The 26,310-nt window shown below is 61.4% G+C and carries 26 protein-coding genes; 23 read left to right on the forward strand and 3 right to left on the reverse strand.

The window, feature by feature from the left end; translation table 11 throughout:
* Positions 1-10 precede the first annotated feature (10 nt).
* The 13 genes from EPO61_14425 (at position 11) to EPO61_14485 (ending at position 12,863) form a co-directional block, all read left to right on the forward strand.
* Positions 11-964 (forward strand): HNH endonuclease, encoded by a 954-nt coding sequence (locus tag EPO61_14425; GenBank protein ID TAJ07158.1) that lies wholly within the window; start codon positions 11-13, stop codon positions 962-964.
* 342 nt (positions 965-1,306) lie between these two features.
* Positions 1,307-1,678, forward strand: a complete 372-nt coding sequence (locus EPO61_14430; protein TAJ07159.1) for a hypothetical protein — start codon at positions 1,307-1,309, stop codon at positions 1,676-1,678.
* On the forward strand, positions 1,675-3,519 hold the full coding sequence (locus tag EPO61_14435) for a methylaspartate mutase (GenBank protein ID TAJ07160.1): 1,845 nt from the start codon (positions 1,675-1,677) through the stop codon (positions 3,517-3,519). The genes EPO61_14430 and EPO61_14435 overlap by 4 nt, the downstream gene beginning before the upstream one ends.
* 90 nt (positions 3,520-3,609) lie before the next feature.
* The gene (locus EPO61_14440; GenBank protein TAJ07161.1) at positions 3,610-4,743 is read left to right on the forward strand and encodes a hypothetical protein; all 1,134 of its coding nucleotides are present in this window, start codon (positions 3,610-3,612) and stop codon (positions 4,741-4,743) included.
* A 20-nt stretch (positions 4,744-4,763) separates the two neighbouring features.
* A complete protein-coding gene (locus tag EPO61_14445; GenBank protein TAJ07162.1) occupies positions 4,764-6,008 on the forward strand; it encodes a hypothetical protein in 1,245 nt (414 codons plus the stop codon).
* On the forward strand, positions 6,005-6,655 hold the full coding sequence (locus tag EPO61_14450; GenBank protein TAJ07163.1) for a hypothetical protein: 651 nt from the start codon (positions 6,005-6,007) through the stop codon (positions 6,653-6,655). The genes EPO61_14445 and EPO61_14450 overlap by 4 nt, the downstream gene beginning before the upstream one ends.
* Positions 6,656-6,733: 78 nt before the next feature.
* Entirely contained in the window at positions 6,734-7,582 is an 849-nt protein-coding gene (locus EPO61_14455; GenBank protein ID TAJ07164.1) for a hypothetical protein, read from the forward strand.
* Positions 7,582-8,334, forward strand: a complete 753-nt coding sequence (locus EPO61_14460) for a hypothetical protein (GenBank protein TAJ07165.1) — start codon at positions 7,582-7,584, stop codon at positions 8,332-8,334. Before EPO61_14455 ends, EPO61_14460 begins: the two co-directional genes overlap by 1 nt.
* An 87-nt stretch (positions 8,335-8,421) precedes the next feature.
* Positions 8,422-9,684 carry an AmmeMemoRadiSam system protein B gene (gene amrB, locus EPO61_14465; protein TAJ07166.1) on the forward strand — a complete coding sequence of 421 codons (1,263 nt, stop codon included), beginning with the start codon at positions 8,422-8,424 and terminating at the stop codon, positions 9,682-9,684.
* A gap of 149 nt (positions 9,685-9,833) precedes the next feature.
* Positions 9,834-10,646: a hypothetical protein gene (locus tag EPO61_14470; protein TAJ07167.1), complete on the forward strand. Its 813-nt coding sequence runs from the start codon at positions 9,834-9,836 to the stop codon at positions 10,644-10,646.
* On the forward strand, positions 10,646-11,890 hold the full coding sequence (locus EPO61_14475; GenBank protein ID TAJ07168.1) for a DNA methyltransferase: 1,245 nt from the start codon (positions 10,646-10,648) through the stop codon (positions 11,888-11,890). Before EPO61_14470 ends, EPO61_14475 begins: the two co-directional genes overlap by 1 nt.
* Positions 11,891-11,988: 98 nt before the next feature.
* Positions 11,989-12,543: a pyridoxamine 5'-phosphate oxidase family protein gene (locus EPO61_14480; GenBank protein ID TAJ07169.1), complete on the forward strand. Its 555-nt coding sequence runs from the start codon at positions 11,989-11,991 to the stop codon at positions 12,541-12,543.
* A gap of 17 nt (positions 12,544-12,560) precedes the next feature.
* The gene (locus EPO61_14485) at positions 12,561-12,863 is read left to right on the forward strand and encodes a hypothetical protein (GenBank protein TAJ07170.1); all 303 of its coding nucleotides are present in this window, start codon (positions 12,561-12,563) and stop codon (positions 12,861-12,863) included.
* A 120-nt stretch (positions 12,864-12,983) separates the two neighbouring features.
* Here the strand turns inward: EPO61_14485 and EPO61_14490 are convergent, their stop codons facing one another.
* Together EPO61_14490 and EPO61_14495 are read right to left on the reverse strand one after the other, a co-directional pair.
* Positions 12,984-13,511, reverse strand: coding sequence for a peptidylprolyl isomerase (locus EPO61_14490; GenBank protein TAJ07171.1), 528 nt, complete (start codon positions 13,509-13,511; stop codon positions 12,984-12,986).
* A 105-nt stretch (positions 13,512-13,616) separates the two neighbouring features.
* Positions 13,617-14,933 carry an MFS transporter gene (locus EPO61_14495; protein TAJ07172.1) on the reverse strand — a complete coding sequence of 439 codons (1,317 nt, stop codon included), beginning with the start codon at positions 14,931-14,933 and terminating at the stop codon, positions 13,617-13,619.
* A 150-nt stretch (positions 14,934-15,083) separates the two neighbouring features.
* Between EPO61_14495 and EPO61_14500 the strand changes: the two genes are divergently transcribed.
* The 10 genes from EPO61_14500 to EPO61_14545 all read left to right on the forward strand — a co-directional run bounded on the left by EPO61_14500 (position 15,084) and on the right by EPO61_14545 (position 25,253).
* Positions 15,084-18,449 carry a DUF3971 domain-containing protein gene (locus EPO61_14500; protein ID TAJ07173.1) on the forward strand — a complete coding sequence of 1,122 codons (3,366 nt, stop codon included), beginning with the start codon at positions 15,084-15,086 and terminating at the stop codon, positions 18,447-18,449.
* 121 nt (positions 18,450-18,570) lie between these two features.
* On the forward strand, positions 18,571-19,704 hold the full coding sequence (locus EPO61_14505; GenBank protein TAJ07174.1) for an aminopeptidase P family protein: 1,134 nt from the start codon (positions 18,571-18,573) through the stop codon (positions 19,702-19,704).
* 76 nt (positions 19,705-19,780) lie between these two features.
* Complete coding sequence (locus EPO61_14510) at positions 19,781-20,752, forward strand: succinate dehydrogenase iron-sulfur subunit (protein TAJ07175.1); 972 nt, start codon at positions 19,781-19,783, stop codon at positions 20,750-20,752.
* Positions 20,753-20,762: 10 nt separating this feature from the next.
* Positions 20,763-21,197: an archease gene (locus EPO61_14515; GenBank protein TAJ07176.1), complete on the forward strand. Its 435-nt coding sequence runs from the start codon at positions 20,763-20,765 to the stop codon at positions 21,195-21,197.
* A 53-nt stretch (positions 21,198-21,250) separates the two neighbouring features.
* On the forward strand, positions 21,251-21,691 hold the full coding sequence (locus tag EPO61_14520; GenBank protein TAJ07177.1) for a hypothetical protein: 441 nt from the start codon (positions 21,251-21,253) through the stop codon (positions 21,689-21,691).
* A gap of 52 nt (positions 21,692-21,743) precedes the next feature.
* Positions 21,744-23,195 carry an RtcB family protein gene (locus tag EPO61_14525; protein ID TAJ07178.1) on the forward strand — a complete coding sequence of 484 codons (1,452 nt, stop codon included), beginning with the start codon at positions 21,744-21,746 and terminating at the stop codon, positions 23,193-23,195.
* A 27-nt stretch (positions 23,196-23,222) separates the two neighbouring features.
* The gene (locus EPO61_14530) at positions 23,223-23,465 is read left to right on the forward strand and encodes a hypothetical protein (protein TAJ07179.1); all 243 of its coding nucleotides are present in this window, start codon (positions 23,223-23,225) and stop codon (positions 23,463-23,465) included.
* A 10-nt stretch (positions 23,466-23,475) separates the two neighbouring features.
* Positions 23,476-23,868 (forward strand): hypothetical protein, encoded by a 393-nt coding sequence (locus EPO61_14535; GenBank protein ID TAJ07180.1) that lies wholly within the window; start codon positions 23,476-23,478, stop codon positions 23,866-23,868.
* A 145-nt stretch (positions 23,869-24,013) separates the two neighbouring features.
* Positions 24,014-24,946 (forward strand): heterodisulfide reductase subunit B, encoded by a 933-nt coding sequence (locus tag EPO61_14540; GenBank protein ID TAJ07181.1) that lies wholly within the window; start codon positions 24,014-24,016, stop codon positions 24,944-24,946.
* Positions 24,933-25,253, forward strand: coding sequence for a cupin domain-containing protein (locus EPO61_14545; GenBank protein ID TAJ07182.1), 321 nt, complete (start codon positions 24,933-24,935; stop codon positions 25,251-25,253). Before EPO61_14540 ends, EPO61_14545 begins: the two co-directional genes overlap by 14 nt.
* 78 nt (positions 25,254-25,331) lie before the next feature.
* On the opposite strand, the gene EPO61_14550 is transcribed toward EPO61_14545, so the two are convergent.
* Positions 25,332-26,297, reverse strand: coding sequence for a nitrite reductase (locus EPO61_14550; protein ID TAJ07183.1), 966 nt, complete (start codon positions 26,295-26,297; stop codon positions 25,332-25,334).
* Positions 26,298-26,310 lie beyond the last annotated feature (13 nt).

Below are 26,310 nucleotides of genomic sequence, written 5' to 3' on the forward strand. Positions count from 1 at the left end.
CAAGTCGGCCATGCCCAGCACAAAGAAACGACGAAGGAATGTTCCGGCTTCTATAGCTGACAAAGTCGCGTACATGGCGGACATGCTCTGCTGTGCGTGCGAGAAGCGAGGGCATCAAATTCATCACATCGATAGCAATCCATCGAATAACGACTTGGATAATCTAGTTCTTCTTTGCTTTGAACATCACGACGAAGTTACTTCACGTGGCGGATTATCGCGCAAGCTCTCCCCTGGCATACTCCGACAATATAGAAAAGCGTTATATCGCAAGATAGAAGCACGCAGAGAGATGTCGAGTGTTTTTAAACTCGCAAAATCGAAGAAGGCATTAACTAATACGGACCAGCTCTTTCAACTCATGCTAGATGCTGTCACGGTCAGGGAGGTGCAGAAAGTCTACCAACAGTGCGGCCGACATGAATGGGAGCATGCCAGCGAGGTTGCTCGACAACTTAGATGGTTTACCGATTCCATTGGCCATCGAGCCAGGCATGCAATCCTGGAGATACTGGACGATATCTCATCCGGCGCAAGATTTGGAATTCCCGCACACGTGGCAAAATCCGTAGCATGTGTTGCATTCGATGCACTTCCAGTCAGAGGACTTAGAACCCCTAGTAAGCATAGAATCACACCTGAAGAAACCGAGCTTCTACACTATGGGCTATCTATCGGGCTCAATCTTGCCTATGACGGAGCGTTATATATTCACAATTTGGAAGTTGTTGAAGCAGGAGGCGAATTGCTTTGGAAAATTCTTCGATATGCTCGAATCAACAAACACAAAGTACTTCTACAAAACACCTTAAGAGAATTTGACACCGCAGAAGACGCAGCAGCGAGAGCAAACAATACCGCCGCGCTCACTCTACTAAAAGTCCAACGCAAGCACGGCATGTCTGGAAACCATCGACACCCGGAATATCCCCTTGACCTAAACGAAAAGCTTGCCACTGAATAATGTAGCTACTCACATTTCGGGTTAACTTGCGCAGACACGACCGTTGCCTCATCCCCACGCTTTCCTGTGAAGATCAGGCCGCTGGAGCGGCATCGGAGCCCTGTTGTGCTCCGCCGTTGCCGAACCGACGCGTCAGCCGAAGGCTGGGGCGAGGACTGCTCGAAGTCCCGTTCGAGCAACGCTCGGGACGGGACGAGTTCCGCAGCCAAGCAAAGGTGAGGCTACGGCGGACCAACAGGGCTCTGGCATTAAGCGACAGCGGCCTGGCCTTCATATAATTGACTCTCCTCCGACCCCTCCCTATAATGCCGTCATCGCTGAATTTCCTGGATTTTCTTCCCCATGAACCCACAGGTCAAAGCGCATCTGGCCCAGCGGATTGACGGGCTGAAAGCCGGTCTCAGACATGCCTTTGCCCTCGGCTCGCCCGATAAGCAACTCACTGCCGAGGAAACGGCGCTGCTGGAGAAAGTCGCAACAACGATTGTCCGGCGAAAGATGTCCGGCCCGGCCCTGTTGTTTCTCGAATCGGCCGGCCCGATGAATTTCCTCGGCAGCCAGGCCTTGCACTTCCTGGCCCCCATCCTCGACCTGGCCTGCGACGCGCGGGAGGTCGAGCTGGCGGCTCATCTTCTTGAACGGCGCGACGCCATCTCCCACCTCATCGCCATGATTGAAGCCTTGGACAGTCCCGGGACGACCGTTCCTCAATGACGCCCGCACCCGCCTCGCCGACAAGCCAGCAGGGAGATCATCCGCTCTCGGTGATCATTGCCACGGATTGCGGCAGCACCACGACCAAGGCCATCCTGATCGAGAAAGTCGGCAACGAATACCGGCAGACTTACCGGGGCGAAGCGCCCACCACGGTCGAAGCCCCGTTCGAGGACGTCACCCGCGGGGTCCTGAACGCCTTCGCCGAAGTCGAAGAGCTTTCCGGCCGCAAGATTCTGGACGGGGAGCGGATCATCACGCCGGCGCGGGAGGAGCAAGGCAAGAAAGTCGGCGTGGATATCTATGTCTCCACCAGCAGCGCCGGAGGCGGCTTGCAGATGATGGTGGCCGGGGTCGTCCAAAACATCAGCGGGGAGAGCGCGCAACGTTGCGCCCTGGGGGCCGGCGCGATCGTCATGGACGTCCTGGCCAGCAACGACGGCCGCTTGCCGCACGAGAAGATCGAGCGGATCAGGAGGCTGAGACCAGACATGATCCTCCTCTCCGGCGGGACCGACGGCGGCACCGTCACCCACGTGGTGGAGATGGCCGAATACATCGCCGCGGCCGAGCCGCGCCCCAGGCTGGGCATGAGCTATTCGCTCCCGCTCATCTATGCCGGCAACAAGGATGCGCAGCCGCGCATCAAGGACATCCTGGAGCAGAAGACCGCCCTGACCCTCACCGAGAATCTGCGTCCCACGCCGGAGCGGGAAAACCTGGCCCCGGCCCGCAACAAGATCCACGACTTGTTCCTGGAGCACGTCATGGCCCAGGCGCCGGGTTACAAGAAATTGATCGACTGGACCGGAGCGCCGATCATGCCGACGCCGGCCGCGGTGGGACTCATCATGCAGACCATCGCCAAGCGGGAAAACCTGAACCTGATCGGCGTGGACATCGGCGGCGCGACCACCGACGTCTTCTCCGTCTTCGGGGAGACCTTCAACCGGACCGTGAGCGCCAACCTGGGCATGTCCTACAGCATCTCCAACGTCCTGGCCGAGGCGGGTCTGGCGAACATCATGCGCTGGGTGCCGTTTACGCTCGAGGAACAGGTCCTGCGCAACCGGATCAAGAACAAGATGATCCGGCCGACGACGATTCCCCAAACTTTGGACGAACTCCAGATCGAGCAGGCCATCTCGCGGGAAGCCTTGCGGCTGGCTCTCATCCATCACAAGTCCCTGGCGACCGGCTTGAAGGGCGTCCAGCAGGAACGCACGATCTCGGACATCTTCGAGCAGCAAGCTTCGGGTAAGACCCTGATCGACATGTTGAAGCTGGACTTGATCGTCGGGAGCGGCGGCATCCTGTCCCATGCGCCGCGCCGTATCCAATCCATGCTGATGATGGTGGACGCCTACGAGCCGCTCGGCTTCACGGTCCTCTCCGTGGACAGCATCTTCATGATGCCGCACCTGGGCGTCCTCTCCACGGTCAACGAACAGGCGGCGACGGACGTGTTCGTCCGCGACTGCATGGTCTACCTGGGCACCTGCGTCGCGCCGATCGGGCAGGGGAAGGACGGGGAACGTTGCGCCGACTATACGATCACCTTCGGCGGAAACCGATCAGCCGAGACCGGCGCCCTGGCCTTCGGCGACCTGAAGCTCTTGCCCCTCGGCACGGAGGAGCGGGCGACCGTCGAGCTGCGACCGGCCAAGAATGTAGACATGGGCTCAGGCAAAGGCACAGCAGTCACCCGTGAAGTCAGGGGAGGGGTGGTAGGGTTGCTGCTCGACGGCCGGGGCCGCCCGCTCCAGTTGCCTGGCGACAACCAGGCCAGGCTCAAGGCGCTCACAAAGTGGTATCAGGCGGTGGACTTGTATCCGAGATGAGTCTATCAAGTCGGAAAGTGTGAAAGTCTTTCAAATACCGACCCTATAACTTTTAGACTTTTCGACTTTCCAACTTTGAGACGCTAATTTATGGCCCATTCCTACACACCAGGCCTGACAGTCACCGAGACAGCGGTGCTTCGCAAACGTCGGCTCCTGCCCATTCCCGGCACGGTCACGGTGAAGACCGGCGATCAGGTCCAGGCCAATACGGTGGTCGCGCGGACCGAGCTGGCCGGCAAGGTCCACGTGGTGAACGTGGCCAACCTGCTCGGAGCGGCGCCGGACGAGATCAGAGACTATCTGACCAAGAAGGAAGGGGAGACGATCACCCGCGATGAAGTAATCGCCGAGAGCAAGCCTTTGATCAAGTGGTTCAGGACCGAGATCCGGTCGCCCATTGCAGGCAAGCTGGAGTCCGTTTCCTTGATCACGGGACAAGTCCTCCTGCGCGAGCCGCCCAAGGCCCTGGAACTCCTGGCCTATGTGGACGGGACCGTCGTCGAGGAACTGCCCGGCCAGGGCGTCACGGTGGAATGTACCGCCAGCTTCGTGCAGGGCATCTTCGGCATCGGGGGAGAGACCTGGGGGGAACTGGCCATGGCGGTCCGGTCGCCGGATGAGCAGCTCACGCCTGGCCATCTCCAGCCCTCGATGAAAGGCAAGATCGTGGTCGGCGGTTCGTTCCTGGGGGCCGACACGATGGCCAAGGCCAGGGAGATCGGCGTGGCGGCCCTGGTCGTCGGGGGCATCCACGATAAGGATTTACGCGAGCTGTTGGGCTATGATCTGGGCGTAGCGATCACCGGAACCGAGCGGATCGGCTTTACTCTCGTCATCACGGAAGGATTCGGCGTGATCCCCATGGCGGCCAAGACCTTTGCCCTGCTGGCAACCCATGAAGGTCAAAAGGCGTCAATTTCTGGCGCCACGCAAATCAGAGCCGGCGTCATCCGGCCGGAGATCATCATTCCGAAGCCTGCCAAGTCCGCCGCGGCGCAGCCTTCCGGCAAGGGAGCGGAAGAGCGGGCCGGCATCCAGGCCGGCGATCAGGTCCGGGTCATCCGCGACCCATTATTCGGCCGGATCGGCAACGTGAAGTCACTGCCGACGGATCTGCGACTGATTGAAACAGAAAGCCACGTCCGGGTGCTCGAAGTCGGGTTTGCGGATGGAAGCTCGACCGTGATTCCCAGGGCCAACGTGGAACTCATCGAAGGCTGAGGATGAACGAAGCGCGTGACATGACCGGCTTAATAGGATGGGCGCGCTTGCTGGTTCTGGCAATCGCCCTGGTCGCAGCCTGGCCGGCAGCCCTGTGGGCGTCCGGAGTCTCGGCCCCGCGCGAAGTGCAGGTCTTCGACACCCCCAACGACGGAGGCGGAGGCCTCACGGTGACCTGGGCGCCCGAGCCGGGGGAAGGGCCGTCGGTTCACTATCACGTCATGCTAGCCGCAGCCCAGGACGGGGCTTCGGCCAAGCAACTGGCTGAGTTCCCCGCCAACAGCCACTATGCGAAGGAGCTCAAGAACCCCTGGTGGACCCGCCCGGTCCCCATGACCTATCACCAATACGACATCAAGACTGGCAAGGGCGTCGAACTCAAGGACGGGACTTCCTACGTCGTGACCCTCGCCATGACCAACGGGGAGGAGCGGGCCGAGACAAGGGCGGCGCCGGCCACGCCGGAGCCCAATTGGATCAACTGGAACCAGGCCAACAATCTGCTGCTTGTCCTGCTGTTCGGCGCGGTGCTCTTCGCCTCGATCCAGGCGGCCAAGAAACGGGAGATATTCCTCCGACGCATCGCCGGGCTGGACGCGGTGGACGAGGCGATCGGGCGGGCCACGGAGCTGGGCAAGCCGATTCTTTATCTCACCGGCGCCGGCGACATGAGCGAACCCTCCACGATCGCCGCCGCCGTGATCCTCGGCCGCGTGGCCAAGCGCGTCGCCGCCTATGAAACGGACCTCATGGTGCCGCATCGGGACCCGATCGTCATGGCCGTCTGCCAGGAGATCACCAAACAATCCTATCTGGAGGCGGGCAAGCCGGATGTCTTCAAGGAAGACTCCAATTTTTTCATCACCACCGACCAGTTCAGCTACACGGCCGCCGTGGACGGGATCATGTTGCGGCGCAAGCCAGCCGCCAACTTCTTCATGGGCTCCTACTTCGCCGAGTCGCTGCTGCTGACCGAAACCGGCGCCAGCACCGGCGCCATCCAGATTGCCGGCACCGACTCCGACCACCAGTTGCCCTTCTTCGTGACAACCTGCGACTATACGTTGATCGGAGAGGAGCTCTACGCGGCCAGCGCCTACCTGTCGCGCGAGCCGGTCCAGGTGGGCACGTTGCGCGGGCAGGACATCGGCAAGGGCATCATCCTCTGCGTGCTGGGGATCGGGACGATCCTGGCGACGAGCGGCATCCTGTTCGGCACGGAGTTCCAAACGCTCTTTCTCGATTTCTTCAAGGACGTGAAATGATCTTCTTCCGCCGCCAACTGCCCCTGCTGATCACGCTCGTGACGGGAATCGTCTTCGCGGCCCAGTATTACGTGCCGCATCCCGCCTCCGAGGAGATGCTGACCACCGTCACCAAGTGGTTGCAGATCATCGGCGGCTTCGCGCTCGTGCTGGGCGTCACCAGTCTTTTCCATCTCCATGCGGTCAAGATCCGCCGCAAGGAGCCGGGCTGGGGCTACAGCTTCGTCCTCTACGCGGCCATGCTCGGCACCATCGCGGTCGGGCTCTGGCTGGAGGGGAAGGAAACGGTCAACGGCACCATGACCGCCTTCGGCTGGATCTACAACTTCATGATGGTCCCGCTCCAGGGCACCATGTTTGCCATCCTGGCTTTTTTCATCGCCTCGGCCGCCTACCGGTCGTTCCGGGCCAGGAGCCGCGAAGCGGCGGTGCTCCTGATCGCCGCCATCATCGTGATGATGGGCCGGGTGCCGCTGGGGGAGTATCTGGTGCCGATCAGCGGAGACATCACGCAATGGATTTTGAACGTGCTCAACGCCTCGGTGCGGCGCGCGATCCTGATCGGGGTCAGCCTGGGCGCCGTCGCCCTGTCGCTGAAGATCATCTTCGGAGTCGAGCGCGCCTATCTGGGCGGGGGAAAGGAGTAAAACGTGAATGGTGAATAGTAAAAGGCACGGAAAGACTTTTCGGCCTTTCACTGTTCACCGTTCACTATTTACGCATTTATGACCTTCGCCGAACGCATGTTGAAAATCGACCGCCGGATCATCTTCGCCGTGATCGGGCTCTGCACGCTCTTGCCGCTGCTCTACCCGGTGGGGCTGGCCATCCGGATTTCCCCGGAAGTGAAGGCCGTGCACGACTATATCGAATCCCTGCCGGAAGGCTCGGTCTTCCTCCTGTCGCTGGACTTCGACCCAGCCTCCAAGCCGGAGCTTTACCCGCAGGCCGTGGCCCTGCTCCGCCACGCCTTCAAGCACAACCTGCGCGTAATCGGCATGACTCTCTGGCTGCCGGGCACGGGCATGGCCAACGAGGTCATTACGAGGATCGCGGAGGAACAGGGCAAGGTCAACGGCAAGGACTATGTGTTCCTGGGCTGGAGCCCCGGCGGCAGCTCCGTCATCATCAACATGGGGCAGGACCTCTACAAAGCGTTCCCAACCGATTACGGCAACCAGCCGACCAAAGGCTTGGCGGTCCTGAACGGCGTCCAAAACCTCCGCGACGTGAGCTATGTGGTGAGCCTGGCGGCGGGCACGACGGGGATCGAAACCTGGTACGTGTTCGGCAAGGACAAGTACAAGTTCGAGCTGGGCGGCGGCTGCACCGGCGTGATCGCGCCAGGGCTCTATCCGCTCCTGCGCAGCGGCCAGATCAACGGCCTGATCGGCGGCCTGCGCGGCGCGGCCGAGTACGAAGTCCTGATCGGCCAGAAGGGCCGGGCGGTCGCCGGCATGGACGCCCAGTCCGTCACGCACTTTGCGATCATCATCCTGGTGATCCTCTGCAACGTCTTCTATCTGTCCATCCGGAGGGCCAGGCAGGCCCAGGGGCAGGGGAGCCATTCCTGATGTCGTTTGAACTCTTACTCGGAGCCTGGGTCGCCACGGGACTGACCCTCTTCATCTTCACCTTCCTCTACGAGGACAACCCTCTGTTCAAGATGGCGGAGCACCTCTACGTGGGCATCTCCGTCGGCTATGCCATCGTCAAGACCTATGACACGGTAATCATCCGCCTGATCTACGAACCCATGGTCAAGCAAGGCGACTGGTCGCTGCTGATCCCCCTGGGTATCGGCATGCTCATGCTGGCCCGGTATGTGCCCAAGGCCACCTGGATGTCCCGCATCGCCTTCGCCTTCATCGTCGGGGTCGGCTCGGGTCTAGCCATTCCCCGGGTCGTTTCGTCCTTCATCCTCAAGCAGGTCGAGGATACGGTGCGCCCGCTGGCCTCCATGGTGCAGGGAAACCCGACTTTCTCGTTCAGCCTGGCCGATCCGGCCAGCAACCTGAACGCCATCATCCTGCTGGTCGGGGTGGTCTCCGTGCTCTTTTATTTCTTCTTTTCGATCGAACACAAGGGGCCGGTGCAAGTCGCGGCCAGAACCGGCATCCTCTTTCTGATGATCGCCTTCGGCGCCGCCTTCGGCTATACGGTCATGGCCCGCATGTCGCTGCTCATCGGCCGGCTGACCGACCTTATCGAATATGCAGAGCCCCGCTACGGCCGGCCCTCCCTCTGGCTGGCCGCCGTCACGGTCATCGGCCTGGTTCTCTGGAGCATGAAACGCAGGCCACAGACAGAGCCCACGGAGGAATAGACAGCCTCCTAAACGGTTGCAGAGGGCGCCCAGCCTCAGGTACCATCCCCACACTATGACTCACGCAAATAAAGGACGAGCACCGGCATGACCCAGGCCATACAAGACGCCCCCAAAGACCCAGCCAAGTTCCCGCTCTTGCGGAACCTCCAATATTCGCCGATCAAGGAGAAGGAAGAGCAGTATGTGGTCCTCTGGGACCCGACCGGGCTCAGCCAGGAGAAGCTGGTCCTGCCGGTCCATTACTTTTTCATCATCCAGCACCTCGACGGCGAACATTCCCTCGAACAGATCGGGGCCGCCTACCTCAAGCGCTTCGGCGAATTCTTCATGCCGGACCGGCTGCAGCGGCTCATAGCGGACCTGGACGAGAAACTCTTCCTGGAAGGGGAGCGGGTCGAGGCGGCCAAGCGTGCCGCCCAGGCAGACTATCGCAATGCCCCAGTCAGGCAGGCCAGGTTTTCAGGCAAGAGTTACGAGGCTGACGGAGCAAAACTCAAAGTACAGCTTGATGGATTCTTTACGTCCAAAGAAGGGCCGGACTTCAAGCCGTCCGAGAACAAGGGCAAGAAGATCAAGGGCCTGGTGGCTCCCCATTATGAGCTGCGCCAGGCGGGACCGATCTATGCCTGGGCCTACAAGGAACTGCAGGAGGCGGAGGCGCCCAGCCTGTTCGTTGTCCTGGGGACCAGCACGGCGGGCCTGACTCACCCCTTTGCCGTCACCGACAAGGATTTCGAGACTCCGCTCGGGGTCGTGCCGGTGGATCGGGACTTGGTCGCGAGATTCAAAAAGCTGGGAGGGGAACCCTTCTTCGACGAAGACCTCAGCCACCGCAACGAGCACACCATCGAATTCCAACTGCCGTTCCTGCAACATGCCATGACCGACAAACCTCCGTTTACGATCCTGCCGGTACTCTGCTCCTTCCCCCCCACCTGCATGGTGGATCCCGAGATGAAGGACCTGGCCGGACAGGTCGAGACCTTCATCGGCATCCTCAAGCAGGCCCTGGCTGAGTCGGGGAGGGACTACTGCCTGATCGGCAGCGCCGAACTGGCCCACCTCGGCATGAGGTACGGAGACCCATCGCCACCGACGGACTTCTCCTTCCACCGCTGCATGCAGACGGATTTGGAGATGCTCAAGCCGGTGGAGGAATTGAACCCTGCGTCCTTCGCTTCGTTCATCCAGAAGGAAGGGGACCAACGCCGCATCTCCGGCTTCGCCACGATCTATACCCTCTTGCGGCTGATCCAAGCGGAAAAGGGAACAGTGCTGCGCTACGACCGGGGCATCACGGATCAGTACAATTCGACGGTGACATACGCCTCCATGGCCTTCTTCTAAAGAAACAATCGGCCGTCAGCTTTCAGCAAGACCTCTCTCCACCGCTCTTCTTCATCGAGCTCTCGGGAACGTTGACAAGTTCTCAAAAACCGCCGACAATCGATGAAACTGTCGAGGGCTGCCGAAGCGAGAATGGAGCCTAGCTATTGATGCCAAACGATGTCGAATATCTTGAATTGATCCTTGAGCCAATACGGGTCTGCGCTCAATACAAACCAAAGTTCGGCCAAGGCGCGAAAGGAGGCGGGCTAACCTTGGCGCAGTTTCAGACACTATACCAAGGCGACCCGTTCTACAGCTGGTTCGGCCTCGATAACCCAATGATGTACGCCGCTCACAAGGCGGCTGGCGGCATGACTAGCGTCTATCGGCAGATTGGTATAGGTTGCGAAAAGTTGTTCCGCACCGTGCTTAAAGATTCCCTTGGCCTTTCTGCAAGCGATGTCACATGGTCCTATGAGGTGCCACTGCCAAGCGGAAAGACTCGGACTCTCTACCTTGATGGGCGCGTCCCGCTTGACAAGATCGCCGATGCGACCAAGCGTAAGCGATTCAAGATGTGGATGAAAGAGTCTTCGAAGGCCATCGGTGTTGATCCAAAAGTGTTCTCGACCTTAACTGGCACCATCTTCGAAGTGCGACAGGGCTACAAGAGCAAGGACTCGAAGCGTCAAAATGCTGATATTGCCAACGCGGCAACGGCCTACACGAAGGCATATCTTCCTTGCGCCGTGATTCTCTCGGCGCAGATCGACAACGACATTCTCATGCGCTACCGCGCAGAAAAGTGGGCTGTAGTCACCGGCATTGAAGGCGCGAAGAACCCTTTGATATCCACCTATGACTTCATGAGAGACGTCGTCGGCTACGACCTCGCTGCGTTTTTCAGACGGAATAGCAAAAAACTGCGCACCGAAGTTGACAGCGTCTTGAAGGCACTTCTTGCGCCGGAGATAACTTAATGAGTGACGTTCTCGAACGCGAACAACTCCGCCAACGGGCGGACTATACCTATAAGTTCAACGCAAAGACCGGGCGGCATGGCTGGTTACGCCTAACACCCGCGTACTCTTTGAAGATCGTTGAAGAATTGGTTGTAGGATGCGAACGGGCCCGGATGGTTTTCGATCCGTTTTGCGGTACCGGAACAACGGCCCTGAGCGCTGCATATCATGGCCATAAAGGGGTAACAACTGATATCAATCCTTTTCTGGTGTGGCTTGCTCAAGCGAAGACGGCGTACTACTTACCCAAAGTCATTATTGCCGCACGCAATGCATGTGCTTCCGCTCTCGACTTGGTGAAACGCAACGCGGTGGAGCCAGCGCCAGCGCCACCCATACACAACATCGAGCGATGGTGGCCTCCAAAAGCGCTTGAGTTCTTGCGTATGCTTCGTGCGGCCATACCAGCCGTAACGAAGGATCGTTCCGCAGAACGGACATTGCTTCTGGTTGCCTTCTGCCGCTCATTGATTGACCTCTCACACGCCGCCTTCAACCATCAGTCGATGTCTTTCAAGGATGGCGGACAGCTTGATATCGATTTTGATATCGATATGGCCCGCATCTTTGTTGAGGACGTGCAATTTGTTCTCCACGGCGCCAGTGAAAATCCTCCAGGCGTCGGAAATGTTGTGCTTGGGGATTCACGAAACCCATCTACTGTAGTGCAAGGACCGTTTGACTTGGTCGTCACCTCACCGCCTTACGCAAACCGGATGTCCTACATTCGTGAGCTTCGGCCCTATATGTACTGGCTTGGATTCCTAACCAACGGTCGTGACGCTGGCGAGTTAGATTGGACGGCTATCGGGGGAACGTGGGGCATTGCCACTAGCCGATTGATTGACTGGGAGCGTCCGAACTCGCACTTCAAAAGCAACCGACTCCGTGATGTGCTCAAAAAGATCGCGCGAGCCGATAACAAGAATGGAGTTATCCTCGCAAATTATGTGGCAAAGTATTTCGACGACATGTGGGCGCACTTTCAAGGCTTGGCTCCTGTGCTTGCGCCATGCGCAGAAGTGCATTACATCGTAGGGAACTCGACGTTCTATGGCTCGCTTGTCTCGACCGAACTTCTGTATGCCGATATGTTGACGGCTCTTGGTTTTGAGAATGTCGAATGCAGGACGATTCGCAAACGCAATTCAAAGAAAGAGCTTATTGAGTTCGATGTCTCAGGAAAGTGGAAGAACGGCTAAGAAGTCGTGCATTGGACAGCTTCCAACCGCCGCCGTTAGTTCGTGCCTGCTTTTCATGTCAAACGTTAGCCAGAATCGCTGTTTGGAGATCCCCCCGCATGGCCAAGTTCTATACAGAGTTGAATGACGGACTGAAGCAGTTCATTGCGGCGCAGCATGTATTCTTCAACGCCTCGGCCCCGAATGAGGGCCGTATCAACCTCTCGCCCAAGGGCCTCGACACCTTCCGTATCCTGAGCGACAAGCAGGTGGCCTACCTGGACCTGACCGGCAGCGAGAACGAGACGGCCGCCCACATCGCCGAGAACGGAAGGCTGACGCTGATGTTCTGCAGCTTCGAAGACAAGCCTTCGATCCTGCGCCTCTACGGAAAGGGGCGGGTGGTGTTTCCTCGCGACCCAGAGTGGCAGGAGCTGCACCCTCAATTTCCGACGATCCCCGGCGAGCGGCAGATCGTGCTGCTCGACATCGAGTCCATTATGACGACTTGCGGGTTCGCCGTGCCGCTCTTCGAATTCAAGGGGCAGAGGACTCTGTTGCCCGACTGGTCCTGCAAGATGGGGGATGAGCGGCTCACCGAGTATCGGCACGAGCGGAATCTGAAGAGCATCGACGGACTGCCGACGCACCTGGAAGAAGGACCAGCTGAGTAGGGAGAAAGAGGAGGGCCATGCACTACTTGCTGTTCTACGAGAAGGGACCGAATTTCGAGGTCCGGCAGGGGCCGTCGCGGGCGCCCCATCTGGCCCATGTGCAGGCTTCCGTCCGCCGAGGCGAGCTGGTCCTGGCCGGTTCGTTGCTCGATCCAAACGACGGGGCGGCGGTCCTCCTGTTCAAGGCCGATTCTCCTGCCGTCGCCGAGGCCTTTGCGAAAGGGGACCCCTATGTCACCGAAGGGATCGTGAACAAATGGTGGGTGCGCAAATGGGACACAGTGGTGGGGAAAGACGCGGCCAACCCGCTGCCAGACTAGGAGGAGAGCTGATGGCCTATGGCATATAGCGTATGGCCCGGAAACAACACAGATGGCGGCAGATTAGGACCCTGGCAACTAACTTTTGCCATAAGGGATCAGCCATAAGCTCTTATCGTTCTATTCTTTGATCGTCACTGTCATCGTCACCGGCTCAAGCGGATTATCGTGCTCGTCGCGCGGGAGGGCGACGATCTTGTCGATGACATCCAGCCCCCGATAGACCTCACCGAAGACCGAATAGACCCGGTCCAGCCCGCCCGCTTCGGCTGCGCAGATGAAAAACTGCGACCCATTGTCATTGGGGTCCCTTGTGCTGTTGGTCTCGCGCGGCATCTTGGCCATGGAGATCGCGCCGCGCTTATGAGGGTGATCGTTAGGCTCGGGGTTCAGCCAGTAACCGGGACCGCCCGTACCGTGCAACATCCGATCCGGCTTGCGGCTCAGCGGATCGCCTCCCTGGATGATGAAGCCGGGCACGACCCGATGGAAGGTGAGGCCGTTGTAAAATCCCATTTTGGCCAAGGAGATGAAATTCTCCACGTGCCGGGGCGCCGCATCGGTATAGAACCGGATCAGCATCTCGCCGAACTTGGTCGAGATCACCGCCCGCGGATCTTTCTTCTGGAACTGCATGGTGTCGGACATGGGGAGGAATCTAACAGCAGGAATGCGCACTTCGCAAGGGGCGTTTTCACGAGTGATTCGTATCTCGTCGTTCGTGAAGCGTTGTTCGTAGGAAGCGGCCTTTCTTCACGCTTCACGCTGCCGCAGCCCGTCGCCGGGTTTGATTCCAAGCCAGAGGATGCAGCCGAGCAGCGCAACCGCCGCGGCCACCCCAAGGGTGGCGGCCCAGCCGACTTGCTCGGCCAGCCAGGGGGTGAGGGTAGGGGAGAGGGCGCCGCCGATGTTGGCGCCGGTATTCATGAGGCCGGAGAGGGTACCCGCATGGGCTTTGGACAGGTCCACGGTCGAGGCCCAGTAGGCGCCGACGGAGAAGTAGAGCCAGCCGGCCCCCAGCGAGAGCAGGCCCAGCGCCGCGAAGGGCGACTCGGTATAGGCCCCCAACAGGATGGAGGCTGCGGCCAGCAACATGCCCAGGCCACCCACCCAGGCCCGCCCTCGATTGACGCCCCATCGGATGACCAGTCGATCGGTCACCCACCCGCCGAGCGGACAAAAGGCCGCGATCGCCACAAACGGCATGGCGGCATAGAAAGCGCCTCGCAGCAATCCGAACCCGCGGACATTCACCAGGTAGAGGTAAAACCACGAGAGGTAGACGTAGGCCACATAGCCCAGGCAGGTGTAGCTCAAGACCAGCCACCAGACCGTCGGCGTCCGCAAAAAAACATGCCAGGGCACCCGCACATCCGATGGTGCGGACTCCACGGCACCAGGACCGGCGATCAGTTCGATCTCGGCTCGATTGACGTGAGGATGGTCGGCAGGCCGATCCCTCGCATAGACATACCAGCAGCCGGCCACCAAAAGCCCGACCACCCCGGCGGCATAGAAGGCGGTCTGCCAGCCGAAATTCACCATGATCCAGGCGGTGAGGGGAGGGGTCAGGGCGGACCCGACGCCCAGCCCGCCGATGGCGATGCCCATCCCCAGCCCCCGCTCGGACGGCGGCAGCCAGTTCGCGACGGTCCGGTTGAAGTTGGGCAATGCCGCGGCCTCGCCGATTCCCATCAGGAAACGGACCAGGACCAGAGAGCCGAGGATACCCAGCAGATCGGCAATCGGCAGCGTCGCGGCCACGGCGGTCAACGCGGTGAACGCAGACCACCAGACCAGGGCGACGGTGAGCACCCGGCGAGACCCCCAGCGATCGCCGAGCCAGCCGCCGGGAACCTGGCCGAGGGCATAGCCCAGCACGAAGGCGGAAAAGACCTCGCCCATCTGGACTTCCGTCAACCCCAAGGCCGGCATCATCTGGCGGGCCGTGACGGAGATGTTCACCCGATCCACGTAAGTGATGACGCTGATCGCCAACAGGAGGGCGAGAATGATCCAGCGGATGCGAGACGGGGATGCGTCCGGCGCAGTCATCGGGCTGCCAACCATCTCATCGGTCGCTTGTAGGCTTCTCCCGCCCCCCTGTCAAGGGCGACCTGAGCCTGGATTTCCAGCCGGTGATTCGGTAAGATGAGGCTCCTTGGTCCCGGGTTTCGCATCGCGTACGATCACCGCCGGTGATCCTCGCTCGGAGGAGGAGTGACGGTTCGGGCTCGACCTCTACTTCTCAGCCTGCTGGCAATCCTTCTTTTCGCCGTCCTGGCATTCCAGTTCTTCTACGATCCCGAGCAAGTCAAAGCCCTGCTGATCCAACAGGTCGAGGACCAACTCGGCCGCACCATGGAAGTCGGCCAGGCGCGGATCTCCCTGTTTCCCCGCATCCGGCTGGACCTCTCCGACGTCGTCATCCGGGACCTCGACCCCTCGCGTGTCTTTTTCAAAGCCAAGAAACTTGATCTTGTGTTGCGCTCCACGCCCTTGCTCCAACTGCGCGTCGTCATCAAACGGGTGCATATCGAGCAGCCGGAAGTGACGCTGCACCGGAACCAGATGGGGCGGTGGAACTTCCAGTCCGGCTCCGCCGGCGCGACAAACGGGAGTCAAGGGGAACGCAATCCGCTGGGCCTGCTGCTCTTGATCCAGGAAGTGAAGCTCCTGGCCGGGCAGGTCACGATCCTGGATGAGTTTCGTCCAGGCGGGCAGCGGACGCTCCGCCTAGGCGTGACCGACGCCCACCTGTTTAGAAACTCCCAACAGGGGACGACCGAGGTGACGCTTGCGGCCACACTGCCCGGCGAGCAGGGCCTGTCCTCGCTCAGCCTGACGGGACAGATGAGCCAAGAGCCGGCCCAGGCAGGACAGTCGGCGAACGGCATGCTGGCCTCCCAACGCCTCCATTTCCAAGGCGACGCGGCGTTTTTGAACCTGGACTTGCGCCAGCTCGCGGACTTCTTCGGGCCCCGCCCGATTCCTCCGCGGATGAATGGCGCCGCCAACTTGCGCGGCGCCCTCTCCATGAAGCCCGGCGTCAAAGGCTACGACATCCTGTTGAGTAGCATGCAGGCCGACGTCGGGCACCTCATGCTCAAGGGACAGGCGGGGGCCTCCGGACTCATGACGGGCCAGCCGACCTTTTCCCTCACCTTTACCTCCTCGCCGGTCGGGCTCGATGAGTTGTTGCAGCGCCTCCCCCTGCAATGGATCGACGCGCGGCTTCAGTCAGTCATCGAGAACCAGGAGATCAGAGGCACGGTGGAAGTGAGCACGGCCACGCTGACGGCGACCGTCGGCGCCGATGTCCCTCCGTCGCTCACCGGGGAACTCCGCATCCGTGACGGCCACGCCCTGATCGGAACCGACCGCACTCCGATCGAAGACCTGGCCGCCACCGTGGTAGTGGAGCCGGGCCGCATCAAAGCCACCGAACTCAGCGGCCGCTACGGCCCCCTGAAGGTCACGGCGGGGAAGGCCACCCTGGTCTTCCAGGAAGCAGGGCCCTCGTTCGAGCTGGATGTGCCAGGGGCCATCCAGGCTGCGGATCTGGTGGCGTTTCTGAGCCGGACCTTGGGGACGCAGACCTGGGTCCGACGTCTGGCCGAACTGCGCGAGGTGCAAGGCGACGCTTTCCTGACCCTGCGGCTGGCCGGGTTGCTGAACAGCGAGGAGGGACTCCGATTTATCAGCGGGGAATTGGATGCGCACAACCTGAGCTTCCGCAGCCCCCACCTGCCGGATCGAGTGGAGAACGTCACCGGCCTGCTTCAGTTCACGCCAGCCAGCACCGTCTTCACGCGGGTGGCGGGACGCCTCGGCCCCAGCTATCTCTCGGTGGATGGCACCATCGACACGGAAGGGGTCGTGGCCTATCGTGACTTCGTCGTGAATGTGGCGGCGGACACGGCCCACCTCGAACGGCTCCTGCCGGACATCAAGTTCGTGACCAGCGCCATGAAGGGAACGGTCGCGGGAACCGTCGCCCTGTCCGGCTCGACCGACCAGCCGAGCATGCAGGCACGGTTGGATTTGAAAGACACGGCCATCCTGGTGCCGGGCCTTATTCAGAAAGCGATGGGGACCCCTGCGACGGTCGCCCTGGATACCGCCCTGGGCCGGGACCGGCGATGGATCATTTCACGCCTGGATTTGAACCTCCCGCCGCTGCACTTGGGCGGTAAGGGCCGCATGCGTCTGGGCGGTAAATTCTCCCTGGACCTGGCGTTGGCGGCGGAACCGCTTTCGCTGGCTGCGCTGCCGAAGGGGCTGGCGATGGGCGGGCTGGATGCGGGAACGCTGGAAGTGACTCTCGACATCAAGGGCAAAGGCACCCACTGGAAGACCTGGCAATACACAGGCTGGGTGGCCCTCACCAACGGCTTGATCAGCCCCAAGGGGGTCGAGGCTCCGCTCCGCGACGTGTATCTGCGGCTTCAACTGGTCCGGAACGGGGCCGACGTCAAGCGCTTGTCGTTCAAGATCAAAGACAGCGACATCCGGCTGTCCGGCACCCTCCAGAACTGGTCGGCCCCCGTGATCCAGGCCCAGGCCGAATCCGCCCAACTCGATCTGGCTCTTGTGATTCCGGAAGGTGCACGTTCGCCGCTACGCCCCCTGCTCGAACAGCTGGCGGCCACCAGTCACGTCGCGCTGACGGCCAGTATCGGGCAGGGACGGTACAAGGGCCTGGCTTTGTCCACTCTCTCCGCCAAGGTCAGCATCGGCGACGGCCTCGTGATCGTCGAGCAACTGACCGGAGAGGCCTATGGGGGCAAGGTCGCCGGACGCCTTTCGGTCCGGCTGCCGGAAGAGAAGCCGGCGGACCTGGACATTGCCATCCAAGCCACACACGTCCCCTATGACAAGCTCTCGCAAGGCTTCGGAGACAAGAAGACGCAGGTCACGGGCAACTTTTCCGGCAGCGTGAGCCTCAAGGGACACGGCCGGGACCCGAAAGGGGACTTGCACAGCCTGAACGGTTCGGCGGAGATCGCCATCAAACATGGCCACATCCAACGGGGGAGAGTCGTGCCGCAGATCGTCAAAATTCTCAACCTCCCGGCTCTCCTGCAAGGCAAGGTGGACCTTGCCAAAGACGGTCTTCCGTTCGAACGGCTGAGCGCCACGCTGGCGGTGAAGGACGGGGTCGTGAACAGCGAAAACGTGATTCTGGACGGTCCGGTCCTGAAAATCACCGGGGCCGGCAGCTATGACCTGACGGAAGACCAATTCGATGTCGTAGTGGCAGTCAGCCCTCTCGGCTCCTACACGAAGCTGCTGCAAAGCATTCCGCTCTTCGGCAAACTCTTCGCCGGGGAACGCGAAGGCTTCACCACGGCCTTCTTTGAGGTCAAGGGACCGATGCAAGAGCCAACGGTGAGCTACATGCCCTTGAAGTCCTTGGCCACCGGCGTCACCGGCATGGCCCATCTCGCCTTCGACCTTCTGAAAAATACGCTCCTCTTGCCGAAAAACCTGATCGCGCCGTCCGACGATGCCCAGACCGAGCCTCCGGCCAAGGGCACAACTCCGGATCAGACCGTCCCTGCGCCTGAGCCGGCCACGCCCTGATCGTTCCGCCTGTTGCCCCCACGGTTGACCCCTCTCAGCCCCCGTGATAGCATCGGCCAGTCTACGGGTTTTCCTTCAGACCCGAGACACGGTTCAACACTTGCCCGGACGGGAGCCCCTCATGTCAGCCGAGCATGCCACGCTCATGATCGCAGCCAGCGAATCCGATTCGAACCTCTTTTACGCCACCCGTTTCATGGCGCCGGACCCGTTCATCTTCCTGGAGATCAAAGGAGAACGGATCCTGATCATGAGCGATCTCGAAATGGATCGGGCCCGCAGCCAGGCGACGGTGGATCGGGTCCTGTCCTACTCGGAGTTGGAACGCGACGTGCGCGGGAAGGGCGTGGACAGCCCCGGCTCATCCGACCTCGTGCACGCGGTGTTGCAATCGGAAGGGATCAAGCGGCTTCTGGTTCCCGGCAACTTTCCCTACGCCCATGCGGCGCGCCTGCTCGAGTTGGGCTACCGGCTCGAGACGAAGAAAGAGCCGTTTTTCGAGCGTCGGGTCGTGAAGACCGGCGAAGAAGTCCGCCACATCGAAGCGGCCCAGCGCGCCACCGAAGAAGCGGTGGCCGCCGCCCATGACGCGCTTCGCCGCACCACGATCAAGAAGGGGCTGCTCTGGCTGGACGGAGAGCCGTTGACCTCCGAACAGATCAAGAAATTGATCAACGTGAAATTGATGGAGCGGGACTGCGTCGCCCAGCACACGATCGTGGCCGGGGGAGAACAGGCCTGCGATCCCCACAATGAAGGATCCGGCCCTTTGCCGGCGGATCGCAGCATCATCTTCGACGTCTTCCCCCGTTCCGCTTCATCTCGCTACTTTGCGGACATGTCGCGCACGGTCGTTCGCGGCACACCTTCGCCGGACTTGATACGCTTGTACCAGACGGTGAAAGACGCCCAGGAAGAAGCGATCACCAAGGTCCGGGACGGGGCCGACGGGGCGAAGATCCACCAGGGCATCTGTGAACGCTTCGAGGCCGCCGGCTACAAGACCGGCCTGGTGAACGGTCGGATGCAGGGCTACTTCCACGGAACCGGCCATGGAGTGGGGCTGGACATCCATGAACCGCCGCGGATCAGTAAGACCGGATCGCCCCTGCAGGAAGGCCACGTCGTCACCGTCGAGCCGGGGCTCTACTATCCCGGACTGGGCGCCGTCCGGATCGAGGACATGGTCCTGGTCACCAGCGACGGATGCCGGAACCTCACGAACTTCCCGAAGACGTTCGAGTTGGAATGCTAAGAAGCTTTCAGCCTTCAGCGGTCAGCTTTTTACAAGAAGCTGAATGCTGAGAACTGAGAGCTGAGAGCTCTCTCACATGCGCCTGACCTTCACGATCACCCGTTTCAATCCCGAAACCGACCCGCACCCGCACGACGAGCCCTACCGGCTGGACGTCGGCCGCGGCTGGACGGTTCTGGAAGCCCTGATCCGGATCAAGCATGAACAGGACGGCTCGCTGGCCCTCCGCTATTCCTGCCGCTCCGCCATCTGCGGGTCCTGCGCGATGGACATCAACGGGGCCGAGAAGCTGGCCTGCCGGACGTCTGTCCGCAAAGAACTCGAGCGTCACGGACACGTCACCGTAGCCCCCTTGCGCAACTTTCCGGTCATCAAAGACCTCGTCGTGGACATGGCGGCCTTCTGGGGCAAGGTCCGGGCCGTGACTCCCTGGCTGTCCGCATCGCTCCACACACAGCCGGGCCAGCCGGTCCGCCAGATGACGCTCTCGCGGGACCGCTATCAATTCCACAACGTGGACGCCTGCATCATGTGCGGCGCCTGCGTCGCCGCCTGCGCGTCGCACGAAGTGTCCCGCGGATTTCTCGGCCCGGCGGCCCTGGCCAAAGCGGAACGGTTCCTCGCCGACCCACGGGAGCCGGTGGACGCCAAGCGGACGCGCCTCCGCTTCCTGGAGCAACCGGACGGCATCTGGGACTGTACCCGCTGCAATTTCTGCGTTGAGGTCTGCCCGAAAGACGTCCAGCCCATGGAGGCCATCATCCGCCTGCGCCGCGCGACCATCGAGGCCGGGCTGACCCGTTCGGGGGGCGCGCGCCACATCACCGGCTTCATGACGCTGATCCGGCGGGGAGGGCGCCTGAACGAAGCCCTCATGCCGTTGCAAGTGGTCGGCTTCAATCTCCGCCGCCTGCTGCACGTGCTGCCGCTCGGGCTCCGCATGCTGTGGAACGGCAAGGTGCCGAGCCCGCTGGCGCCGCCCATTCCCGGCATTGCGCAAATTCGGAATATCTTCCACTCGTTCGGCCGCCTCAAGCGGATCAGTTGAGCGGGTCATCATGACCTATCAATACCGGATTCTGGAGGATGTCGCGCTGGCCGATACGGCGTTCGAAGCGACCGGCGACTCTCCGTCCGAACTCTTTCTCGCGGCGGGACAGGCCATCATCGAGACCCTCGCCGATCCACGCCGCGTGCAGCCGGCCTGCACCCGATCCTTCGAGCATCGCGACCGGGACCTAGCCGCCTTGCTGTTCGCCTGGCTCTCGGACATTGTGTATTTGAAAGACGCGGAAGGGCTCGTGTTCCGGGACGCCGAGGCCCGTGTCTCGAGGCAAGGCGACGACTGGCTCTTGCACGGCACCTTGTCCGGCGAGCCGATCGATCCGGCGCGCCATGAGCTCAGAGCCGACATCAAGGCGGTCACCAAGCATCTCTACGAGGTACGGGAGGAGGCAGGCCGGTGGATTGCCCGGGTGGTATTGGACATCTAATGGAATTCGTGGAGGGATCGCTGAACGTCGGGCACACACCTAAGGAGGCCCCCATGCTGACAGCCATCAGGCTCATCACGTTCGCCCTGGGCATCACGGCCGCAACGGTCTATCCGGTTCAGGCCGGCACCCAGGCTCCGGCCGACGCCCACAGCACGCAATTGTCGCAACTGCTGCTCTCGTCCGCCTGGTGTTCCTTTTCCTACAACCAGGTCAGCGGCGCCTCCCATTCGACCCGCGTGCAATTTTCGGCCAACGGCCATTGGGCGGCCGGCAGCCGGGGCGAGACCTATTCCAGCGGCCAGGCCGGATCGGTCGCCGGCCAGCATGATGCAGACACGGGAGGCCAATGGGCCGTCCAGCAGGGCCAGCTCTTCATGTCCAACCCGCCGGAAACACCGGGCCTGTCTCCGGTCCATCTGACGATCAAACGGAATTCCAACGGCTATCCCATCCTGACCGCCGACGGCAAGGAATATTCCCAATGCCGGTAAGCACGCGGCAGCCCTGCCTTGGCAACAGGCCACGCGGCGGGCCCGGAGCCCGATGAAGCTGCAGACGGACTTCACCGTCAACCGCATCACCGATGAGGTCTGGGAAATCCCCGTGACCGAGAAGCCCGGCATGCTCGTCCCGGCGAGAATCTACGCCACGGAGCCGATTCTCAGCAGCATGGACAGCGGGGTCTTCGAACAGGTCACGAACGTCGCCTGCCTGCCCGGCATCCGACGCTATGCCCTCTGCATGCCCGACGGCCATTGGGGCTACGGGTTCCCCATCGGAGGCGTCGCCGCCTTCGACCCGGAGGATGGCATCATCTCCCCAGGAGGCGTCGGCTACGACATCAACTGCGGCATGCGCCTGATCCGGACGGACCTGACCCTGGCCGAGGTGCGGCCCCGCTTGGAACAGCTCATGACCGAGCTGTTCCGGAACGTTCCGGCCGGCGTCGGATCGCGCGGCTTCCTGCGGGTTACCCCCCAGGAATTCGCGGACGTTATGCGCAAGGGCGCCCGCTGGTGCGTGGAGCGGGGATATGGCTGGCAGGAAGACTTGGACCGTACCGAGGAGCAAGGCTGCATCGGCGGGGCGGACCCTGCCGACGTCACGGACTATGCAGTTCAGCGGGGCATCACTCAACTGGGCACTCTGGGCTCAGGCAACCACTATCTGGAAGTGCAGGTGGCCTCCCAGGACCGGCTCTTCGACCCGCAGACGGCAGCCGCGTTCGGCGTGACCGGCCATGATCAGATCCTGATCATGGTGCATTGCGGCTCACGGGGCTTCGGCCACCAGGTCGCCAGCGATTTCCTGAAAGTATTCGAGAAGGCCATGCGGCGCTACAACATTTCGGTCAAGGATCAGCAACTGGCCTGCGCCCCGTTCCGCTCGCCGGAAGGCCGGCAATATTTTTCTGCCATGAATGCCGCTGCCAATACGGCCTTTGCCAATCGGCAGGTCATCACCCATCAGATCCGGGAGGCCTTCCAGTCCGTGTTCGGCCAATCGGCCGAGGCGCTCGGCATGCACGTGATCTATGACGTCGCCCATAACATCGCCAAGGTCGAACGCTATGCCGAGGGAGACCTTGTGGTTCACCGGAAGGGGTCCACCAGAGCCTTCGGCCCGGGACGGCCGGAGATCCCTGACCTGTACCGTCAGGTGGGCCAACCGGTCATCTGCGGGGGTTCGATGGAGACCGGCTCCTATCTCTTGGTTGGGACGACCGATGCCATGGAGCACACCTTCGGCTCCACGATGCACGGCTCAGGCCGGACCATGTCGCGCGCCCAGGCCAAGCGATCGGTCAAAGGAGAGCAGGTGCAGCGAGACATGAAGCGACGGGGCATCATCGTCAAAGCCGTCTCCATGTCCGGCCTGGCCGAGGAGGCGGGATTTGCCTACAAAAACATTTCCGACGTCGTGGAGGCAGTGGATCGGGCGGGAATTACCAAAAAAGTGGCGGAGCTGCGCCCGATCGGGAACATCAAAGGCTGACATCGACCGGGAAGCGAGGGAGGCCCCATGACAATCCGGCATCCGAGCAAGGACCGCTTCCGACTGACGCCCATCAGCGAGGCCCCTATCAGACCGTTGTTGGAGGCGGCCTTGCGGGACTTTCGCCAGGCGCTGATCGACCGCGGCGTCTATAAGAACAGGCACCGGAATCTGGACCGGGCGGTCAACGGCGCTCGGGACTTCGTGGATTTTCTTTTCGAGGGGCCCTGGGTGTTGGAAAAAGGACGCCGGCGCTCGATGCCTCGTTGAAGCCGGACGAATGACGCGGGCCCTTCTCATCGCGCTGACCCTCTCGTTGTTCACCGCTTGCTCCCATCACATCCAGCTCATCGGCGCCGCCGACGGCACGACCATCACGGGCACGCACGACGTCTGGCACCGGACGATTACCGTCACCTTGCCTTCCGGCATCAGGCTGGAAGGTCCGTACCAGCCGCTCACTACTGGATCAATCGGCGAGGGGTCGCTCTTCTTCGGCGCCAATGTCGCGGAGCTTCTCGGCCGCCCCATGAGCGGGCGTATGCACGGCTATGCACGCTTGACCGGCTCGGAACGCACCGTGCTGGAGATGGTCTTTGCGCTCGAGTGGATCGGGAGAGGTTACGGTGTCGCGAGGGTCAGCACCGGAGAGGAGTATCGGGTGATGTTCTAGCACTCAGCCGGTCGAGGGCTCAGGCACGAAAAGATAGCGACCGCACGCATGCCAGCGGCCCCAACGTTTCTTGCCGCGGACCATCCTATCGCCAAGCAACGCATCGCTGTGCTAAATTCGACGTCACTCATCCGACGAGGTTGGCATGTCCCTGCAATATGCCCTGTATCCAGGCTGTGCGGCCAAAGGCGCCACGCCGGAACTGTACCAGTCCACCATGGCCATCATCGGCCGGCTGGGCATCGAGGTGCAGGAACTGGCCGCCTCCTCTTGCTGCGGAGCCGGCGTCGTGGGGGAGGGGGAACCGGACGTTGCGTTGGCGCTGAACGCCAGAACGTTCGCACAAGCCGAGCAGCTTGGGCTGGACGTCATGACCATCTGCGGGACCTGCCAAGGGGTGATGGGAGCGGCAAACAAACGCTTGAAACAGGAGCCGGGGCTCCTGAATCGGATCAATCGGGTCTTGGAACGCGACGGCCCCATCTACCGCGGCACGATCCAGGTCAAACATCTGCTGTGGATCCTGGTGCGCGAGGTCGGGTTGCACCGTCTCGGACAAGAAATCCGCGTGCCCCTGAGCGAATTCCGGATCGCGCCCTTCTACGGCTGCTATATTCTGCGCCCCTCCTGGGACCTGGGGTTCGACGACCCGGAAAATCCCACCTCGCTGGAGAAAGTCATCCGGGCCGTCAAGGGCGAACCGGTGGCCTATGCGGGCCGGACCAAGTGCTGCGGATTCCCCGTCATCCTGGAGCAGGAAGCCATCGCCGTCGCCATGGCGGGCACGAACATGAAAGAAGCGAAGGACGGCGGCGCCGATTTCATGGTCACGCCCTGCCCCCTCTGCCACATGAGTCTGGACATCTACCAGGATCGGGCGGGGCAGGCCGTCAATGCCCACCTGAACCTTCCCATCCTGCACTTACCCCAGTTGCTCGGGTTGGCGATGGGCATACCGGCCAAGGATTTGGGCGTCTCGCGTCATCTGGTGCCGGTTCATGCGATTACCAGAGTCACGGAGTCACGTCGAATGCAGCTGACAGACCGTAAAGGAGTGGCGAGCCATGAAAGTCATTAATCTCTCTGACTATCAGCAGTTCAACAACGAGAAGATGAAGAAGAACAATATCTTTCAGACGTCTCGTTTTTTCTGCGATGTCTATTGTTTCGAGCCGGGACAGGAGCAGAAAGGTCACATACACGGGGAGCAAGACAAGGTCTATCTGGTGCTGGAAGGGGAGGGGACATTCAAGGTGGGCACCGAGACGAAGGTGCTTGGGCCGGGGCAGGGCACGATGGCGCCGGCCGGTGAAGAGCATGGGGTCCTGAACCATACAACCGGGCGCTTGAAGGTCCTGGTGTTCGTCGCGCCAAATTCCAACTGAGGCACGATCCGCACGGATACAAAACCGGCGGGACCTCCGATAGGGGCGCCCCGCCGGTTCTTTTTCCGACCGCTCGGCCTATTGCGCCGGCGGTGTGATCTCGCTCTGGGGAGCAACAGGCACCCAGGGCGTCATGGGCATCAGCGGCGCCGGCTTCGCGTCCGGCCCCACCACCAGCACGGCAATCGCGCCACGCAACGCGCCCGTCAGCGAGTGAGTGACCAGCGGGTAGGCGCCGGCCGATTCCGCCACCACGTCAAACGTTGCCGCGCTGCCAGGTCCCACCACGTAGGTCTGAACCCCGGTCAACTTGTTGCCGGGATTGCCGCTCTCATACACATTGTCCCAAATTTCTCCGATCGGGTGGAACGCGGAAAACTCGTTCGGACCGGCATTGACGAAATAGACCCGCACCCGCTCACCAGGTTTGGCCTCCAGCGGTTTGCCGCCGGTGACGAACGGATGATACTTGAAGATGCCGCCGTTGAACACGACATGGTCGAACTTCCGGTCAAACATGGCCGGGACGTCGTCCGGATTCTTGAACAGCTCCGACTGCACCAGGACATACTCACGATCCGCTTTCGGCCAGGCCTTGGCATTCTTGGGGTCCACGATAATGGCCCCGATCATGCCGCGGGCCACGTGCTGGATCATCGGCGGGGCGCCACAATGATAAAAGAAAATGCCCGGCTTTTTGGCCACGAAGGTGTAGCTGATCGTTTCGCCGGGATTGATCGCCCGATAGTTCTTCAAGAAGTCGATCTCCGCCGCATGGAAGTCCATCGAGTGCGGGTAGGTGTTGGTCTTGGGGTTTTCCAACGTGAACTTGATCGTGTCCCCCTCGGTGACCCGCACGACCGGGCCGGGGAACTGGCCGTTGAACGTCCAGGCCTTGTAGGTTGCGCCCGAACCTTCGATGACGACGTCGGTCTCCTTTGCCGTCATGTTCACTTCATGGGTCGTGGCCGCAGCCGGCTGGGCCGTGGCAAGCAGGCCTCCCATCACCAGCATGGCGCCAAGAGCTGAACGCATCCGCTTCATTCGCTACCTCCTC

It is taken from the genome of Nitrospirota bacterium (assembly GCA_004296885.1).
In the GTDB taxonomy this organism is placed as follows: Bacteria; Nitrospirota; Nitrospiria; order Nitrospirales; family Nitrospiraceae; genus SYGV01.

Excerpts from the sequence above, each read along its gene's own strand:
- EPO61_14480 (TAJ07169.1), top strand. The coding sequence starts at position 11,989 with ATGGCCAAGTTCTATACAGAGTTGAATGACGGACTGAAGCAGTTCATT.
- EPO61_14470 (TAJ07167.1), top strand. The coding sequence starts at position 9,834 with ATGCCAAACGATGTCGAATATCTTGAATTGATCCTTGAGCCAATACGG.
- EPO61_14530 (TAJ07179.1), top strand. The coding sequence starts at position 23,223 with ATGACAATCCGGCATCCGAGCAAGGACCGCTTCCGACTGACGCCCATC.
- EPO61_14550 (TAJ07183.1), bottom strand. The coding sequence starts at position 26,297 with ATGAAGCGGATGCGTTCAGCTCTTGGCGCCATGCTGGTGATGGGAGGC.
- EPO61_14525 (TAJ07178.1), top strand. The coding sequence starts at position 21,744 with ATGAAGCTGCAGACGGACTTCACCGTCAACCGCATCACCGATGAGGTC.
- amrB (TAJ07166.1), top strand. The coding sequence starts at position 8,422 with ATGACCCAGGCCATACAAGACGCCCCCAAAGACCCAGCCAAGTTCCCG.
- EPO61_14505 (TAJ07174.1), top strand. The coding sequence starts at position 18,571 with ATGTCAGCCGAGCATGCCACGCTCATGATCGCAGCCAGCGAATCCGAT.
- EPO61_14455 (TAJ07164.1), top strand. The coding sequence starts at position 6,734 with ATGACCTTCGCCGAACGCATGTTGAAAATCGACCGCCGGATCATCTTC.
- EPO61_14535 (TAJ07180.1), top strand. The coding sequence starts at position 23,476 with ATGACGCGGGCCCTTCTCATCGCGCTGACCCTCTCGTTGTTCACCGCT.
- EPO61_14515 (TAJ07176.1), top strand. The coding sequence starts at position 20,763 with ATGACCTATCAATACCGGATTCTGGAGGATGTCGCGCTGGCCGATACG.
- EPO61_14460 (TAJ07165.1), top strand. The coding sequence starts at position 7,582 with ATGTCGTTTGAACTCTTACTCGGAGCCTGGGTCGCCACGGGACTGACC.
- EPO61_14430 (TAJ07159.1), top strand. The coding sequence starts at position 1,307 with ATGAACCCACAGGTCAAAGCGCATCTGGCCCAGCGGATTGACGGGCTG.
- EPO61_14440 (TAJ07161.1), top strand. The coding sequence starts at position 3,610 with ATGGCCCATTCCTACACACCAGGCCTGACAGTCACCGAGACAGCGGTG.
- EPO61_14510 (TAJ07175.1), top strand. The coding sequence starts at position 19,781 with ATGCGCCTGACCTTCACGATCACCCGTTTCAATCCCGAAACCGACCCG.
- EPO61_14435 (TAJ07160.1), top strand. The coding sequence starts at position 1,675 with ATGACGCCCGCACCCGCCTCGCCGACAAGCCAGCAGGGAGATCATCCG.
- EPO61_14490 (TAJ07171.1), bottom strand. The coding sequence starts at position 13,511 with ATGTCCGACACCATGCAGTTCCAGAAGAAAGATCCGCGGGCGGTGATC.
- EPO61_14520 (TAJ07177.1), top strand. The coding sequence starts at position 21,251 with ATGCTGACAGCCATCAGGCTCATCACGTTCGCCCTGGGCATCACGGCC.
- EPO61_14495 (TAJ07172.1), bottom strand. The coding sequence starts at position 14,933 with ATGGTTGGCAGCCCGATGACTGCGCCGGACGCATCCCCGTCTCGCATC.
- EPO61_14425 (TAJ07158.1), top strand. The coding sequence starts at position 11 with ATGCCCAGCACAAAGAAACGACGAAGGAATGTTCCGGCTTCTATAGCT.
- EPO61_14540 (TAJ07181.1), top strand. The coding sequence starts at position 24,014 with ATGTCCCTGCAATATGCCCTGTATCCAGGCTGTGCGGCCAAAGGCGCC.
- EPO61_14545 (TAJ07182.1), top strand. The coding sequence starts at position 24,933 with ATGAAAGTCATTAATCTCTCTGACTATCAGCAGTTCAACAACGAGAAG.
- EPO61_14445 (TAJ07162.1), top strand. The coding sequence starts at position 4,764 with ATGACCGGCTTAATAGGATGGGCGCGCTTGCTGGTTCTGGCAATCGCC.
- EPO61_14475 (TAJ07168.1), top strand. The coding sequence starts at position 10,646 with ATGAGTGACGTTCTCGAACGCGAACAACTCCGCCAACGGGCGGACTAT.
- EPO61_14450 (TAJ07163.1), top strand. The coding sequence starts at position 6,005 with ATGATCTTCTTCCGCCGCCAACTGCCCCTGCTGATCACGCTCGTGACG.
- EPO61_14485 (TAJ07170.1), top strand. The coding sequence starts at position 12,561 with ATGCACTACTTGCTGTTCTACGAGAAGGGACCGAATTTCGAGGTCCGG.